The following is a 14,718-nucleotide window of genomic DNA, read 5'->3' as shown; positions in this document are numbered from 1 at the left end:
GCTGGTCAGAGGGTGCTCTTGCGCGGCGTTCGCATGGTGACGAGTTCCTCGGCCGCGCTCGGATGCAGGGCGATAGTCCGGTCGAAATCGGCCTTGGTCGCGCCCATGGTGACGGCAATGGCGACCGACTGGACGATCTCGCCGGCATCATGACCGAGAATGTGGACACCGAGCACCCGGTCGGTCTCGGCATCCACGATCAGCTTCATGTAGATGCGCTCGTCGCGGCCCGAGATCGTCGCCTTCATCGGCCTGAAGCCGGCCTCGAAGATGCGCAGCTGACGGCCCGTCGCCAGCGCCTGCTGCTCGGTGAGGCCGACGCTGCCGAGTTCCGGCGTGGTGAACACCGCGGAGGCGACGAGGGCATGGTCGACCGTCCACGGCTTGCTGCCGAAGGTCGAGTCGGCGAAGGCGTGGCCCTCGCGGATCGCCACTGGAGTGAGGTTCACGCGGTCGGTGACGTCGCCGACCGCCGCGATCGACGGGACGTTGGAGAGCGAGGCGGCATCGACCAGGACGTGGCCGGTCGGGCCGAGCTTGACGCCCGCCGCCTCGAGGCCGAGCCCGGCGGTGTTCGGGCGGCGGCCGGTGGCGACGAGCACGACATCGGCGTCGATCGGCGCGCCATGGGCGCAATGGGCGCGGCGGCTGCCATCGGGCAGCAATTCGATGCGGTTGACCGTACAGCCCAGGCGCAAGGTGATGCCGGCATGGCCGAGGGCGTCGCGAAGACGCGAGCGCAGATCCTCGTCGAAGCCGCGCAGGACATTGTCGCCACGATGCAGCAGCGTCACCGCGACGCCGAGCCGCGCGAAGACACCCGCGAATTCGAGCGCGATATAGCCACCGCCAACGACGAGCATGCGCTTCGGCAGGCTCGGCAGATGAAAGATCTCGTTGGAGGAGATGCCGAGCTCGCCACCGGGGATCGGCGGCTCGAAGGCCGGATGGCCGCCGGTCGCGACCAGGATGTGACGGGCGCGGATCGTCTCGCCGCTCTTCTGCAGCTTGATCTCATGCGGCCCGGCGACCACCGCCCGCTCTTCCCGAATTTCGACGCCGGCGCCGTCGAGCCCCTTGCGATAGAGGCCGGAGAGCCGCGTCACCTCTTTGGCGACGGCGTCGCGCAGAGTCGGCCAGTCGAATTGCGGCTTGCCGATAGTCCAGCCGAAGCCGGCCGCATCCTCGAAATCGTCCGCGAAGCGGCTGGCATAGACGAAGAGCTTCTTCGGCACGCAGCCACGGATGACGCAGGTGCCGCCGATGCGGTCCTCCTCGGCGATCATCACGCGGGCGCCGTGGCCGGCAGCGATGCGGGCGGCGCGCGTGCCGCCCGACCCTGCGCCGATGACGAAGAGATCGACGTCGAACTCAGCCATGAGCGTCTCCCTGCCGCGGCGCGGCATCCATAGCGAACCAGAGAATGGTGGCGCCGAGCCCGGCGATCCACCAGCCCTGCCAGGCGCCGTGTCCGACAGTTGCGATCGAGAAGGCAGCCGCAAACAGGGCTAGACGAGGCGCCAGCTCCGCCGCGGGCAGTCGCCGGAGCCGAGCCAGCAACAACAGGCCGGCGAGCGTCAGCAGCCCGGCGCCGATCGCGCCAGTCTCCGCCCAGGCCTGCAAAGGCATGTCGTGAGGATGGCCCACTCCGAGCAATGTCCTGTTTCCGGGCGAAACCGCCGCAGCCACAGGGTGCTCGTGCATGGTCGCCGAGGCGCCGAAGCCGGCGCCGGCTAGCGGCCGCGCCCGCGCCACCTCGCCGAAGCTGTGCCAGATGTCGATCCGCGCACGGGCGCTGAGTACGTCGAGCCGATTGAGCACGGCGGAGGGCAGTGCCCGATCGACCGTCAGGCCGAGCACGGGCGCCAGCGCCATGGTCAGGATGAAGGCTAGCGCGGTCAGCGCCAGAGCGATGCGCGGCGCGATGGCCGAGAAGGCCCAACACACGACCAGCACTGCCGCGCCGAGCTTGGCGGCCTCGCTCTCGGAGCGGAAGACGAAGACGACGACGACAGCTGCCAGCAGAGCGGCCAGCGCACGGTCATGCCATCCAGCGGGGCGCGACCAGAGTACGTGGACGGCCGGGGCGGCGAGCAGGAGGAGGACGATGGCCGGGCGGTTGAAGACGAACGCCATCATCTTGCCGGTACCGAGCGCGGCGCGCTGCGACAGACCGGAAGCGAGCTCGATCATCAAAAGCGCTGCCGCGACGATGATCGCCAAAGCGAGCGCACGCATCACGGCCGGGCTCGGCCGCCACTGTCCCGAGGCCGCGATCGCCAATGCGAACACGATCGGCAGAACCAGCTCGCCCCACGCCTGTAGGGAGGCTGACGGCTTATGGCTCCAGCCGATCGAGATCAGCGCCCAGGCGAGGAAGGCGGCGATCGCCAATGCCACCGGCACCGTCAGCAGGCGGCGCAGGCGCGCGATGCTCGCACTGGCCGGCTCCGACAGCAGCGCTGCGCCGAGGAAGGCCGCTGCGGCGAGACCTAGCATCAGCGGCGCGGAGCGGTTCGCCAGCCACATGGCGAGCGGCATCAGCACGAGGCAGACCACGCCGGAGACGCGAAGGGCCCGGCTTGCCGCCGACTCGCCTGCATGTCCTGGCGAGGCATCGGAATGGGCTGATGGAGAGGTCTGACTCATGCGCTGGGGCTTACGCGATGGGACATGCCGCGCCTAGAGCGTGTTCCGCAGATCTGGACACCGCTTTTGCAGGGAGACTGGAACCAGCCGTGCTGAATGCGCGTCGGAGGCTTACGACCTTTGGTGACGTCTGCCGCGGTTACCTGTCGAATTTTCGTGCGCTCGCAGGCCTCTCAGGCGAAACATCTTGACTTGTGATTATGCAATCAGGCGCAATTGATCCGCGGTCCGATGCAGTGCCACTGGCGAGCGTCGACAATCGGCGCGTCAAAACGCGCCACTGGGAGGTAACTATGCTCACGTCCTTCTTCAAGCGCGGGGCTGTAGCCGCCGTCGCTCTGGCGGGCCTCACCACGGCCGCCTTCGCCCAAATGGAATTGAAGATCATGGCTCCTGCCGCGCCGGGCGGCGGCTGGGACGGCACGGCGCGCTCGATGCAGCAGGCGCTGACGGCTGCCGGGATCGCCAAGAGCGTTCAGGTCACCAACGTCACTGGCGCCGGCGGCACCATCGGCCTCGCCCAATTGATCGGCGCCAAGGGCGACGGCCACCAGCTGATGGTCAACGGCTTCGTCATGGTCGGCGCGATCCTGCTCAACAAGTCGCCGGTGAACCTGACGCAGATCACGCCGATCGCGCGGCTGACCGCCGAGGCGCTGGTCATCGTCGTGCCGACGGATTCGCCGGTCAAGAACGCCAAGGACCTCGCCGACCGCGTCAAGGCCGACCCGGCCAAGGTGACCTGGGCGGGCGGCTCGGCCGGTGGCGCCGACCACATCCTCGCTGCCCTCTTTGCGGAAGCCGCCGGCGGCGACGCGAAGAAGATCAACTACATCCCGTTCTCGGGCGGCGGCGAAGCGCTTGCCGCCATGCTCGGCGGTCGCGTTACCGCCGGCATCTCGGGCTATGGCGAGTTCGAGGGCCAGATCAAGGCCGGCAAGCTGCGCGTGATCGGCGTCAGCGCCAGCAAGCGCCTGGAGAATGCTCCGGATGCTCCGACCCTGAAGGAAGGCGGCGTCAATCTCGAGCTCTTGAACTGGCGCTCGGTCGTTGCTCCTCCGGGCCTCAGCGACGCGCAGAAGACCGAACTTTCCGGCGCCGTCGGAAAGCTGGTCAAGTCGAAGGAATGGGCCGAAATCCTCAAGGCCCGCGGTTGGGATGACGCCTATCTTGGTGCGGCTGAGTTCGACAGCTTCCTGAAGACCGAGACGGTCCGTGTCGAGAAGGTCATGAAGGATGTCGGCCTGGTGAAGTAAGGCCCTCCTGACACCTCAATCGAGGGCGGGCAGCCGCAAGGCCGCCCGCCCTTCGTCACCTTCGCTCCAGACAGACGGTCGCGCCCATGTCCCGCACCATCGACCGCCCCGCACTCATCGTCGGGTTCCTGCTTCTGGCGGTAGCGGCGATCGTCGCCTTCGACGCCTCGCGCCAGACCATCACCTCCAATTACGGTGTCGGCCCGACTGCGATGCCTTATGTCGTCTGCGCCGGGATGGTGCTGCTCGGCCTCGCGCATCTCTTCGTCGCGTTCAGGGACGGGCTGCCGAAACCGGAAGCAGCCGATGGGCGGGCGCTGCTCTGGATCGTGGGCGGGCTCGCCGGGCTGATCGCCTGCATCGCGCTGGGCGGCGGCTTCATCGTCGCCACCGCGATCCTGTTCTCCTGCACGGCGCGCGGCTTCGGGCGCGATGCGCTCCTCGTCGACATCGCCATCGGCCTCGTGCTCGGCACCGCGATCTACCTGCTCTTCCTCAAGCTCCTGACCCTGTCGCTGCCGGCCGGGCCGCTCGAAGCGCTGCTGAGCTGAAGGAGCTAAGCACATGGAAACCCTGCTCTCGCTCGCCAACGGCTTCTCCGTCGCCCTAGAGCCCTCCAAGCTGATGTTCTGCCTGATCGGGGTGTTCCTCGGCACGGCAGTCGGCGTGCTGCCCGGTATCGGCCCGGCGCTCACCGTGGCGCTGCTGCTGCCGGTCACCTTCAAGCTCGATCCGGCCGGCTCGCTGATCATGTTCGCCGGCATCTATTATGGCGGCATGTATGGCGGCTCGACCACCGCGATCCTGCTCAATGCGCCAGGCGAGAGCGCATCGCTCGCGACCGCGCTCGAAGGCTCGAAGATGGCCAAGGCGGGTCGCGGCGGCCCGGCGCTGGCCACGGCCGCGATCGGTTCCTTCGTCGCCGGCCTGATCGCCACGATCGGCCTCGCCTTCCTGGCGCCCTGGCTGGTCGAGATCGCGGTCAAGTTCGGGCCGTGGGACTATTTCGCGCTGATGATCGTCGCCTTCGTCACGGTGTCGGCGACTTTCGGCGATTCCCCGCTGCGCGGCCTGACCAGCCTGTTCCTCGGCATGATGCTCGGGCTCGTCGGCATCGACAAGCTGACCGGACAGGCCCGCCTGACCTTCGGCGTGCCCGAGCTGCTCAACGGTGTCGAGGTGACGACGCTGGCGGTCGGCCTCTTCGCGGTTGGCGAGGCGCTCTATGTCGCCTCCAAGCGCTGGCGCGAGCCGGAGGAGATCATCCCGATCAAGGGCTCGCTCTGGATGACCAAGCAGGACTGGAAGCGCTCCTGGGCGCCCTGGCTGCGCGGCACGGCCTTCGGCTTCCCGATCGGTGCCCTGCCGGCGGGCGGCGCCGAGGTGCCGACCTTCCTCTCCTATTCGACCGAGAAGAAGCTCTGCAAATACCCTGAGGAATTCGGCAAGGGCGCGATCGAAGGCGTCGCCGGACCGGAAGCCGCCAACAACGCCTCAGCCGCCGGCACGCTGGTGCCGCTCCTGACGCTCGGCCTGCCGACCTCGGCGACCGCCGCGATCATGCTGGCAGGCTTCCAGCAATACGGGCTCAACCCCGGCCCGCTGCTCTTCGCCGAGAAGCCGGACCTGGTCTGGGGTCTGATTGCCTCGCTCTTCATCGCCAACGTCATGCTGGTGATCCTGAACCTGCCACTGATCGGGCTCTGGGTTCGTCTGCTCGCGATCCCGCAGCCCTGGCTCTATGCCGGCATCCTGGTCTTCGCGACCATGGGCACGCTCGCGGTCAACCCCTCCCCGGTCGAGCTCGGCATGCTCTTCGGCTTCGGCTATCTCGGCTATCTGATGCGGCGCTACGATTATCCGGTCGCGCCGATGGTGGTCGGGCTGATCCTCGGGCCGATGGCCGAGGCGCAGTTGCGCCGGGCCCTGCAGATCAGCCTCGGCGACCCGATGATCCTGCTCGAGAATCCGATCTCGGCGACGCTGCTCGGCATCGCCTTCATCGCGCTGGTCGCGCCCTTCGTGATGCAGGGGCTGAACAAGTTCAAGGCCGCAGAGGACTAGGCTCAGGACTCATTGATCGCAACCAGAAGGCCACGGTTGCGGCGATCGGCGCTCGGCCGGCCCGATCCGGCGACGTGTGCGCTGCGCCATGTCGTTGCCGGGCTGCTCGACAGCCCGTCATCCACCACCTACGTCCTGCGTCGCATCGGCGGCGAGCTCGGAATTCAGCCATGACCCAATGGTCGACGGATCGCGCTACCTCGCGCGCCGGCACCATTATCGGCTATCGGCAGATCGGGGCCGGCCCCGGCCTCGTTCTGCTGCCGGGCGCCATGCAGAGCAGCCGCAATTTCACGCGGCTCGCCGAGCTTTTGGCCGACTGCTTCACGCTTTATTTGCCGGACCGACGCGGGCGAGGCCTCAGCGGCCCGCCGGGGGTGGACTACGGCATCGATACCGAGGTCGATGACCTTTCGGCGGTCCTAGCGCAGACCGGCGCGCGCGACGTATTCGCGCTGAGCTCAGGCGCCATCGCCACGCTGTGGACGGCGCTGCGCCATCCGCAGGCTTTCGATAGAATTGCGCTCTATGAGCCGCCGGTGCCGGTGGGTTCGCCATCGCCGCTCGACTTCGCGCAGCGCTACGAGGCCGATCTTGCGGCCGGCGACATCGCAGCCGCCATGGTCTCGGCGATGAAGGGGACCGGCGACCAACGCGACTGGTTTACCAACCTGCCCCGGCCACTGCTCACGATGATGATGCGGATGGCCCTACGTGGTACCGGCGAGGAGGCGGCGGCCATCCGCGAGTTGGTGCCGACCGTTCATTACGACATACTGCTCGTCGCCGCCACGGCGGGTAAGGTGCAGCGCTTCAGCGCCATCGGCTTGCCGGTGCTGCTGATGGGCGGCGACAATTCCAATCCCTATCTGCCTATGGCGCTCGACGCGTTGCAGCGCGAATTACCGCAGGCGGAGCGGGTCGAGCTCAAGGGCATCGGCCACATCGCGGCCGACAATGTCGGCAAGCCAAAGTTGGTCGCCAGCGAGCTGCGGCGGTTCTTCGCTTAGCTTGTCGAGAGCCTGACCTGGATTGATATCTTGATTTAGTCGCCGATCGTGCGCGCGACAGGCATGCGTGCCGCACGCGACGTCCGTGTGGGGCGCTCTAGCATCGCGCCAGTACGCCCAGGTAAACCGCTAATAGGTCCTGAGCCCAGCCTGACCACGCGGCGCGCAACCTGGAGCGCACGTTCCGGTTGCGTGTGAACAAATATGGCGTGACTGTGTTCTCCTCTTCACCGGCCTTGCGGCCCGTCGAGCGAGGATGAACCATGAGCGACACGACGCTACCTCCGTCCGCCGTCCAGACCGAAGGCGCCGAGCCCAGCCTCCATCGCGTGATGGGGCCGTGGCTGCTGCTGCTCTTCATCGTCGGCGACATTCTCGGCACCGGCATCTACGCGCTCACCGGCCAGGTGGCGAAACAGGTCGGCGGCGTCGTCTGGCTGCCCTTCCTGGTCGCCTTCGTCGTCGCGATGATCACCGCCTTCAGCTACCTTGAACTCGTGACGAAGTACCCGCGCGCCGCCGGCGCAGCGCTCTATGCGCACAAGGCCTTCGGTGTCCATTTCATCACCTTCATCGTCGCCTTCGCGGTGATGTGCTCGGGCATCACCTCGGCCTCGACCGCCTCGCGCGCCTTCGCCGCCAACATGTCGCACGCCTTCGGGCTGAACCTCACAGGCGGGATCGGCATCACCCTGATCGGGCTCGGCTTCATGGCGATCGTCGCGGCGGTCAACCTCCGCGGCGTCGGCGAGAGCGTGAAGGCCAATGTCGTGCTGACCTGCGTCGAGCTGACTGGCCTCTTGATCGTGATCTTCGTCGGCCTGTGGGCCATCGCGGCCGGCCAGGGCGACGTCTCGCGCATCACCCAGTTCAAGCCGGCCGGCGATGGCGGCATGTTCTGGCCGGTGATCGCGGCGACCACCCTCGCCTTCTTTGCCATGGTCGGCTTCGAGGACTCGGTCAACATGGCCGAGGAGACCAAGGACCCGACGCGGATCTTTCCGAAGATCCTGCTCGCCGGCCTCGTCATCACCGGCGTGATCTATGTGCTGGTCTCGATCTCGGCGATCACGCTGGTCTCGCCCGAGCAGCTCGGCGAGGGCGAGACGCCGCTGCTGAAGGTCGTCGCGGCCGGCGCGCCGAACTTCCCGATCTGGATCTTCGGCTTCATCACCATGTTCGCCGTCGCCAACAGCGCGCTGATCAACATGCTGATGGCGAGCCGGCTGGTCTACGGCATGAGCCGCGAGCACGTGCTGCCACCCGTACTCGGCAAGGTCCACCCGACACGGCGCAGCCCTTACATCGCGATCGGCTTCACCACGCTGCTCGCCTTCGCGCTGATCACCTTCGTCGGCGAGGTGCCGGCGCTGGGCGGCACGACAGCGCTGCTGCTGCTCTGCGTCTTCACCGTCGTCAACATCGCCGTGCTGATGCTGCGCAAGGACACGGTCGAGCACGAGCATTTCCGCACGCCGACGATCCTGCCGATTATCGGAGCGATCTCCTGCGCCTTCTTTGCCGGTCCCTGGACCGCGCGTGATCCGGTCCAGTACAAGATCGCCGGCATCCTGATCGGGATCGGCGTCGTGCTCTGGTTCGTCACCGTGATGGTCAACCGCGCCACCGGCGTGCGGCCGAGCGATCCGACGATGGAAGATCTCGGCGGAGGCGGGCCGGTGAACTGAACGCCAAGAAAAAGGCCGCCGGTTTCGCCGGCGGCCTTTTTCTATCGAGAGTGAGGTTTGCAGCTCAGAGCTGATGGCCGCGCTTGCGCATCTCGGATTGGAAGAGGTCGAAAAGCCGGTTGCTGGTCGCGGTGCTCCAGGGCTGCAGCAACGCGAAGATCTCGTCGATCACCTGCGGGCGATAGGAATTGTAGCGCTGGCCAACCGCGGAATTGAAGAAGGCGGCGACCTCCTTGAGGTCGGCTTCCGTCATCTTGCTGGCGAAAATCCGGGCCGAGCCGTCGACGATTTCGTCGCGGCGCAAATCGGCCTCGGCCTTGAGCGCGGTCAGAACCTCGTCCATGTCCTTCTTCAGCTCGGGGCGGGTAGCACCGAAGCTCTGGCGGACACCGGCGGTGAATTCGGCATAGATCGAGTCGAAAGACTGGGACAGGCCGGAGGAGATCACGACCTCGCGGGCGGCCTTGAGATGCTCCGGCGTCGGCGCCTGCTGCGCGAGCGCGGGCACCATGAACAACGCCAGCGAGAGAAACGCGCCTGCCAGGCTGTGACGGATCATGCGGTTACCCCTTCGTCGATCGCCCGGATGCGGCGATTTCATTCTCTTGACGCGGCAACGACCCTGACGGGACGCAGCCGCCGGCCGCTCTTAGAACATGTCCAGCCAAAGTGGAAACCACTTTTGGCCGGATCAGGTCGTCAAGCTAGTCTCAACGGCGCTCGGCGGCAGGATCGCCAAGGACGCGCACACCGTCGGCTCCTGCGAGGAACGCCGCTGTTGCGAGTCCGAGAAACAGGCCGTGCTCGACCACGCCGGGAACCTGGTTGAGCGCCAGGCCCAGCACCTCGGGCAGTTCGATCCGCCCAAGATGCGCGTCGAGGATGTAGTGGCCGCCATCGGTCAGCAGCACTCCACCATCGGGGCGCTTGCGCAGAATGAGCTCGCCTCTTGCGCCAGCCGAAGCGATCGCGGCAGCGACCGCACGACGCGTCACTTCGAGCCCGAAGGGCACGACCTCGATCGGCAGCGGGAAGCGGCCGAGCGTCTCGACCTGCTTGCCGGTATCGGCGATCACGATCATGCGCTTCGAAGCGGCGGCGACGATCTTCTCGCGCAGATGCGCAGCGCCGCCGCCCTTGATCAGCCGCAAGGCGCTGTCGAGCTCGTCGGCGCCGTCGATGGTGAGATCGAGTTCGGGCGTCTCGTCGAGCGTCGACATCGGGATACCGAGACCGAGTGCCTGCGCCTGGGTCGCCTCCGAGGTCGCGACACACAGCACATCGAGGCCGGCGGCAACCTTTGCCCCGAGCCCGTCGACGAAGAGCTTCGCGGTCGAGCCGGTGCCGAGGCCAAGGCGCATGCCCGGCCGCACCAGCTTCAGCGCCGCCAGCGCGGCGGCCTTCTTCAGATCCTCGCTCACGCGCCGAGCCCACCCATCAGCATGTATTTGATCTCGACGAACTCCTCGATGCCGTGGAGCGATCCCTCGCGGCCGAGGCCGGACTCCTTGACGCCGCCGAAGGGCGCGACCTCGGTACCGAGAATGGCCGAGTTGACGCCGACCATGCCGTATTCCAGCTCCTCGGCGACGCGGAAAGCGCGGCCGAGATCCCTGGTGTAAAAGTATGCTGCCAGGCCGAAGGGCGTATCGTTGGCCATCGCGACGACCTCGTCCTCGCTCTTGAAGCGATAGACCGGCGCGATCGGGCCGAAGGTCTCCTCGCGCGTCACCAGCATCTTGGTGGTGACGCCGGAGAGCACCGTCGGCTCGTAGAAGGTGCGGCCGAGCGCGTGGCGCTTGCCCCCAACCATGACCTTGGCACCGCCTGCGACCGCATCGGCGACGTGGCGCTCGACCTTCTCGACCGCGCGCTCATTGATCAGCGGCCCCTGCACGACGCCAACCTCGACGCCGTTGCCGACTTTCATCTTCGCGACCTCGCCGGCGAACCTGGCGACGAAGTCGTCATGGATGCCGTCCTGGACGAAGAGCCGGTTGGTGCAGACGCAGGTCTGGCCCATGTTGCGGAACTTGGCGATGATCGCGCCCTCGACTGCCTTGTCGAGATCGGCGTCGTCGAAGACGATGAAGGGCGCATTGCCGCCGAGCTCGAGCCCGACCTTCTTCACCGTCGTCGCCGCCTGCTGCATCAGGAGCTTGCCGACCGGCGTCGAGCCGGTGAAGCCGATGAAGCGCACCGCCGGGTGGCTGGTCATCACGCCGCCGATCGCGACCGCATCGCCGGTGACGATGTTGATCACGCCCTTGGGGAAGCCGGCGCGCTCGGCGAGCGCGACCAGCGCCAGCGCGGTCAGCGGGGTGTCAGGCGCCGGCTTGACCACGAAGGTACAGCCCGCCGCGAGACCCGGCGCGCATTTACGGGTGATCATCGCCGCCGGGAAGTTCCAGGGCGTGATCGCGGCGCAGACGCCGACCGGCTGCTTCGCAACGATGATGCGCGAATTCGGGAAGGGCGAGGGAATGGTCTCGCCATAGATGCGCTTGGCCTCTTCGGCGTAGAACTCGACGAAGGAGGCGGCATAGGCGACCTCGCCGCGGGCTTCGCTCAGCGGCTTGCCCTGCTCGGCCGTCATGATCTGCGCCAGATCTTCCTGGTTCGCCATGATCAGATCGAACCATTTGCGCAGGATGATCGAGCGCTCCTTGGCGCTCTTTTTCGCCCAAGGCTTGAAGGCACGCGAGGCGGCCTCGACCGCCGCAGTGGTCTCGTCAGCGCCGAAGCGCGGCACCTTGGCCAGCACCTCGCCCGTCGCCGGATTTTCGACCGCATCGACACCCTCGCCGATCCAGGCGCCGTCGACATGGCACTGCGCGCGCAGCAGCGAGGGATCCTTGAGCGTGAGCATGCGAGCCTCCGGCGTCATGAACGGGTTGCCCGGGCTCTAGCATGCGCGGCGAGCGCTTGCCGATAGCAAAACGCCGCATGCACGCGGTGCGCAGATTGCAGTTACCGTTCGGCCACCAGCCCGGCTGCGGCAGCGGCTATTTCACCATCGGCGTGCAGACGACCTTGTCGTCGAAGACGTAGCAGACGCTGAGCTCGCCGGTGCGGACATTGGCGCGGAAGATGCCGCCTTCACGCTCATGGCGCGAGGGAACGAGCACATAGTCGCTGGGCGCCTGCGGGCCGGCCCCCTCGCCCGCCGGGAAGCAGACGGTGACGCCGACGCCGCCTTCCTTGAGCTGGAACTGGCAGGCGCCGACTTCGCCCGTCGCCTTGTCGATGCGATAGACGCGGTTGAGGTCGGTCTGCGGCGCCGGCGCAAACTCGAACGGCGCAGCCAACGCCGCCCCGAGGGCGGGCAAGACGAACAGACCAGCGCCCAGCACCCGGGCAAGGGAGCGGCCAAAGGAGCTTTTGGGACAGCTCGACAGTTTCGGCACCGCTACGACCCCTTTTGACGATTCGCCCGAACCCTATCATGCCGGGCAAGCGGTACCACCGCGATTGCGGCAAGGTCACGACGAGATGAAACCGCTGTTGCCGAAGCGCCCTTGCCAAGCCGCGCCTCCCAGCCTTTATGCGGATGGCCACGCTACAGGATCGCCCATGTCCCTGCCCCCGATCGTCGTCTTCGATCTCGACGGCACCCTCGCCGAGACCGCTCCCGACATCATGCACACGCTCAACGTCATCCTCGAACGGGAGGGGCTGCCGGCGCTGCCGATCGAGCGGGCGCGCGAGCTGGTCGGAGCCGGTGCACGAGCGCTGATCGAGCGCGGCTTCAAGGTCAGCGGCCGGCCGCTCGACGCGCAAAAGCTCGAAGAGTTGTTCGAGGAGTTCCTGGTGATCTATGCCGGCTCCGTCGCGAAGGACTCTTACGTCCATGACGGCGTGACCGCCGCGCTCGATGCGCTTGCGGCCGACGGCTTCGTCTTCGCCGTCTGCACCAACAAGCCGATCCTGCACACAAGGCTGATCCTCGACCATTTCGGCATCACCCGGCGTTTCGCGGCGATTGCAGGGCGCGACAGCTTCCCCTTCTTCAAGCCCGATCCGCGCCATCTGACGCAGACCATCGCCGAGGCCGGAGCCGATCCGCAGCGCGCTGTCATGGTCGGCGATTCGCGCACCGATGTGAGCACGGCCCGCGCTGCAGGTATCCCGGTGGTTTGCGTGCCGTTCGGCTATACCGACGTGCCGGTGGAGAGCCTGGAGCCCGATCTGGTGATCCAGCACTTCAGCGAACTTCCGGACGCGGTGCGCCGGCTGACCAACCGCGAGCCGGCGCTCGCTGCGCATTCTTGACGGCGCAAGCTGTCCCCACTAGGAACAGCGCGGTCCGGGCGGCTAGCTCAGCGGTAGAGCACTCCCTTCACACGGGAGGGGTCACAGGTTCGATCCCTGTGCCGCCCACCATTTCCTCCAGAATCTCGTTACAGCCAGGCCGCGTCGCCGCACACTGAGGTGGGCTTTGCGCCAGCACCTGCACGCGGCTCATGCCTGAAGTGCAGGCTGCGCCCTTCGCGGCCATCTGCGCATCGGCTCGCCAGCGATGGCGGCAATGCTCGGACAATGAGGACTGGCGAGACGTCCTTCGCTCGCGAGGCACCAGGAGAATCGGTGTCGCGCAGCGGAGAGTGCGCGACATGGCCCTTGCTCCAACGCACAGGTCAGCCCTAGCCCACCTGCCGCTTCGGCGCGCGGCTGCCACGCTCGTACTGCTCGCCCTGCTCGCAATCTGCCTCGTCGCTTGCGCCAGCCCCGCCAACAGGCCCTCGAACCTGCGCCGCGTTCTCGCGCCGACGCCTGCCCGGTCGTTCTCGTCGATCAGCGAGGGCAGTTCCACCGGAGTCGTGGTCGCCCTCTCCGGCGGCGGGGGGCGTTCAACCGCCTTTGGCTACGGGGTGCTGTCAGAATTGGCCGAGCAGCATGTGTTCGGCGATAGCGACCGCACACTCGCCGATGAGGTCAGCGCGATAGCCGGGGTGTCCGGCGGCGGAATCCTCGCGGCGCATTTCGCGCTGCATGGGCCAGGCGGTCTGCCGGACTTTCGGCGCAATTTCCTTGACCAGGATCCCGAAGGAGCGCTGCGCACCGCGTTCACGCCGGAAAACCTACTGCGTGGCTACCGCGGAGGCGTCAATGATCTTTCCGGCCTTGCCGCCTGGCTCGACACGCACCTCTATCACGGCGCGACTCTCGGCGACCTCGAGCGCTCCGGGCGGCCAAGGCTGCTCCTGCATGCGACGGAACTCTATAATCGCGCGCCCTTTTCCTTCGATCGCGACAGTTTTCAGGCAATCTGCAGCGACTACGACACCTTCCCGCTCGCGCATGCGGTCGCCGCCTCGTCGGCGGTACCGGTCGTATTCGCGCCCGTGGTACTGGAGAATTTCAACCTCACCTGCCCTTTCACGGCCAAAGGCGCGAAACCATCGGCCGAGCCTTCGGCCTTCGCCAAGCACGTCACAGCGTCCCAGGCGCGCTATGCGAGCGAGCCCGAGCTGCAGTATCTCAAGCTGCTCGACGGTGGCCTCGTCGACAATCTCGCGATCCGCAATCTCATCAGGTCGATGAACCAGCCGGCCCCGGCTCTCGTGGCGCCTGATCTCGCACGCCGGCTGCGCCGCATCGTCGTTATCGTGGCCGACGCCTCGATGCGCGTCGGCGGCGACATGTCAAAAACTGTGAGCGGCCCGGACGCGCCAGGCGCGGTCGTCGCCGCGGTCGACGCCATGGTCGACAATGCGAGTCGCGCCAGCCTCGACGTGCTCGAGCAGGAAACGGCGCTCTGGCGAGAGCGGCTGGTCCGCTGGCGCTGCGGCGTCGCAGCACCGAATTGCAACCAGCTGCAGGTCACGGTGATACGCGTATCCCTGTCCGACGTGCAGGACTCCGAAGACAGGAGTCGCATCCTGCAATTGCACAACAAGCTGACGTTGAAGGCCGAGGAGGTCGATTTTCTTGCGGGCCTCGGTCGCCACCTGCTATCGGCGAATCCTGCCTATCGCCGGGTCGTCAGGTCTCGCCCTCGATCGTAAGGCCGCGCGCGCAAAGACCGCCGAGCGTCGGCTCGGCGGTCTC

At 67.0% G+C, this 14,718-nt stretch carries 13 protein-coding genes and 1 tRNA gene; 8 read left to right on the top strand and 6 right to left on the bottom strand.

Annotated elements, in window-relative coordinates; translation table 11 throughout:
* Nucleotides 1-5: 5 nt before the first annotated feature.
* Nucleotides 6-1,379 (bottom strand): glutathione-disulfide reductase, encoded by a 1,374-nt coding sequence (gene gor, locus ACSQ3M_RS23630; protein WP_436152508.1) that lies wholly within the window; start codon nucleotides 1,377-1,379, stop codon nucleotides 6-8.
* The gene (locus ACSQ3M_RS23625) at nucleotides 1,372-2,649 is read right to left on the bottom strand and encodes an O-antigen ligase family protein (RefSeq protein ID WP_436152507.1); all 1,278 of its coding nucleotides are present in this window, start codon (nucleotides 2,647-2,649) and stop codon (nucleotides 1,372-1,374) included. Before ACSQ3M_RS23625 ends, gor begins: the two co-directional genes overlap by 8 nt.
* 293 nt (nucleotides 2,650-2,942) lie before the next feature.
* On the opposite strand from ACSQ3M_RS23625, the gene ACSQ3M_RS23620 reads away from it, so the two are divergent.
* From ACSQ3M_RS23620 to ACSQ3M_RS23600, 5 genes are all read left to right on the top strand, one after another.
* Nucleotides 2,943-3,905 carry a Bug family tripartite tricarboxylate transporter substrate binding protein gene (locus ACSQ3M_RS23620; RefSeq protein ID WP_436152506.1) on the top strand — a complete coding sequence of 321 codons (963 nt, stop codon included), beginning with the start codon at nucleotides 2,943-2,945 and terminating at the stop codon, nucleotides 3,903-3,905.
* A gap of 86 nt (nucleotides 3,906-3,991) precedes the next feature.
* Entirely contained in the window at nucleotides 3,992-4,456 is a 465-nt protein-coding gene (locus ACSQ3M_RS23615) for a tripartite tricarboxylate transporter TctB family protein (protein ID WP_436152505.1), read from the top strand.
* A 13-nt stretch (nucleotides 4,457-4,469) separates the two neighbouring features.
* On the top strand, nucleotides 4,470-5,969 hold the full coding sequence (locus ACSQ3M_RS23610; RefSeq protein ID WP_436152504.1) for a tripartite tricarboxylate transporter permease: 1,500 nt from the start codon (nucleotides 4,470-4,472) through the stop codon (nucleotides 5,967-5,969).
* A gap of 170 nt (nucleotides 5,970-6,139) precedes the next feature.
* Nucleotides 6,140-6,979, top strand: a complete 840-nt coding sequence (locus ACSQ3M_RS23605; protein WP_436152503.1) for an alpha/beta fold hydrolase — start codon at nucleotides 6,140-6,142, stop codon at nucleotides 6,977-6,979.
* Nucleotides 6,980-7,242: 263 nt separating this feature from the next.
* Nucleotides 7,243-8,667, top strand: coding sequence for an APC family permease (locus ACSQ3M_RS23600; RefSeq protein ID WP_436152502.1), 1,425 nt, complete (start codon nucleotides 7,243-7,245; stop codon nucleotides 8,665-8,667).
* 64 nt (nucleotides 8,668-8,731) lie between these two features.
* Here the strand turns inward: ACSQ3M_RS23600 and ACSQ3M_RS23595 are convergent, their stop codons facing one another.
* From ACSQ3M_RS23595 to ACSQ3M_RS23580, 4 genes are all read right to left on the bottom strand, one after another.
* The gene (locus ACSQ3M_RS23595) at nucleotides 8,732-9,226 is read right to left on the bottom strand and encodes a DUF2059 domain-containing protein (protein ID WP_436152501.1); all 495 of its coding nucleotides are present in this window, start codon (nucleotides 9,224-9,226) and stop codon (nucleotides 8,732-8,734) included.
* A 151-nt stretch (nucleotides 9,227-9,377) separates the two neighbouring features.
* The gene (rpiA, locus tag ACSQ3M_RS23590; RefSeq protein ID WP_436152500.1) at nucleotides 9,378-10,088 is read right to left on the bottom strand and encodes a ribose-5-phosphate isomerase RpiA; all 711 of its coding nucleotides are present in this window, start codon (nucleotides 10,086-10,088) and stop codon (nucleotides 9,378-9,380) included.
* A complete protein-coding gene (locus tag ACSQ3M_RS23585; protein WP_436152499.1) occupies nucleotides 10,085-11,536 on the bottom strand; it encodes an NAD-dependent succinate-semialdehyde dehydrogenase in 1,452 nt (483 codons plus the stop codon). The genes rpiA and ACSQ3M_RS23585 overlap by 4 nt, the downstream gene beginning before the upstream one ends.
* Nucleotides 11,537-11,672: 136 nt before the next feature.
* Nucleotides 11,673-11,975 carry a hypothetical protein gene (locus ACSQ3M_RS23580; RefSeq protein WP_436152498.1) on the bottom strand — a complete coding sequence of 101 codons (303 nt, stop codon included), beginning with the start codon at nucleotides 11,973-11,975 and terminating at the stop codon, nucleotides 11,673-11,675.
* Nucleotides 11,976-12,240: 265 nt separating this feature from the next.
* Here ACSQ3M_RS23580 and gph point away from each other — a divergent pair, with 265 nt between their 5' ends.
* The 3 genes from gph to ACSQ3M_RS23565 all read left to right on the top strand — a co-directional run bounded on the left by gph (nucleotide 12,241) and on the right by ACSQ3M_RS23565 (nucleotide 14,675).
* On the top strand, nucleotides 12,241-12,939 hold the full coding sequence (gph, locus tag ACSQ3M_RS23575; RefSeq protein ID WP_436152497.1) for a phosphoglycolate phosphatase: 699 nt from the start codon (nucleotides 12,241-12,243) through the stop codon (nucleotides 12,937-12,939).
* 36 nt (nucleotides 12,940-12,975) lie between these two features.
* A tRNA-Val gene (locus ACSQ3M_RS23570) sits at nucleotides 12,976-13,050 on the top strand.
* 89 nt (nucleotides 13,051-13,139) lie between these two features.
* Nucleotides 13,140-14,675, top strand: a complete 1,536-nt coding sequence (locus ACSQ3M_RS23565; RefSeq protein ID WP_436152496.1) for a patatin-like phospholipase family protein — start codon at nucleotides 13,140-13,142, stop codon at nucleotides 14,673-14,675.
* Nucleotides 14,676-14,718: the final 43 nt, after the last annotated feature.

The sequence above is a fragment of the Allobosea sp. LjRoot90 genome (assembly GCF_964254315.1).
In the GTDB taxonomy this organism is placed as follows: domain Bacteria; phylum Pseudomonadota; class Alphaproteobacteria; order Rhizobiales; family Beijerinckiaceae; genus Allobosea.
This window is presented reverse-complemented; position numbering and strand designations above follow the sequence as displayed.

Excerpts from the sequence above, each read along its gene's own strand:
- ACSQ3M_RS23620 (WP_436152506.1), top strand. The coding sequence starts at position 2,943 with ATGCTCACGTCCTTCTTCAAGCGCGGGGCTGTAGCCGCCGTCGCTCTG.
- ACSQ3M_RS23615 (WP_436152505.1), top strand. The coding sequence starts at position 3,992 with ATGTCCCGCACCATCGACCGCCCCGCACTCATCGTCGGGTTCCTGCTT.
- ACSQ3M_RS23610 (WP_436152504.1), top strand. The coding sequence starts at position 4,470 with ATGGAAACCCTGCTCTCGCTCGCCAACGGCTTCTCCGTCGCCCTAGAG.
- ACSQ3M_RS23625 (WP_436152507.1), bottom strand. The coding sequence starts at position 2,649 with ATGAGTCAGACCTCTCCATCAGCCCATTCCGATGCCTCGCCAGGACAT.
- gor (WP_436152508.1), bottom strand. The coding sequence starts at position 1,379 with ATGGCTGAGTTCGACGTCGATCTCTTCGTCATCGGCGCAGGGTCGGGC.
- ACSQ3M_RS23595 (WP_436152501.1), bottom strand. The coding sequence starts at position 9,226 with ATGATCCGTCACAGCCTGGCAGGCGCGTTTCTCTCGCTGGCGTTGTTC.
- ACSQ3M_RS23585 (WP_436152499.1), bottom strand. The coding sequence starts at position 11,536 with ATGCTCACGCTCAAGGATCCCTCGCTGCTGCGCGCGCAGTGCCATGTC.
- ACSQ3M_RS23605 (WP_436152503.1), top strand. The coding sequence starts at position 6,140 with ATGACCCAATGGTCGACGGATCGCGCTACCTCGCGCGCCGGCACCATT.
- ACSQ3M_RS23600 (WP_436152502.1), top strand. The coding sequence starts at position 7,243 with ATGAGCGACACGACGCTACCTCCGTCCGCCGTCCAGACCGAAGGCGCC.
- gph (WP_436152497.1), top strand. The coding sequence starts at position 12,241 with ATGTCCCTGCCCCCGATCGTCGTCTTCGATCTCGACGGCACCCTCGCC.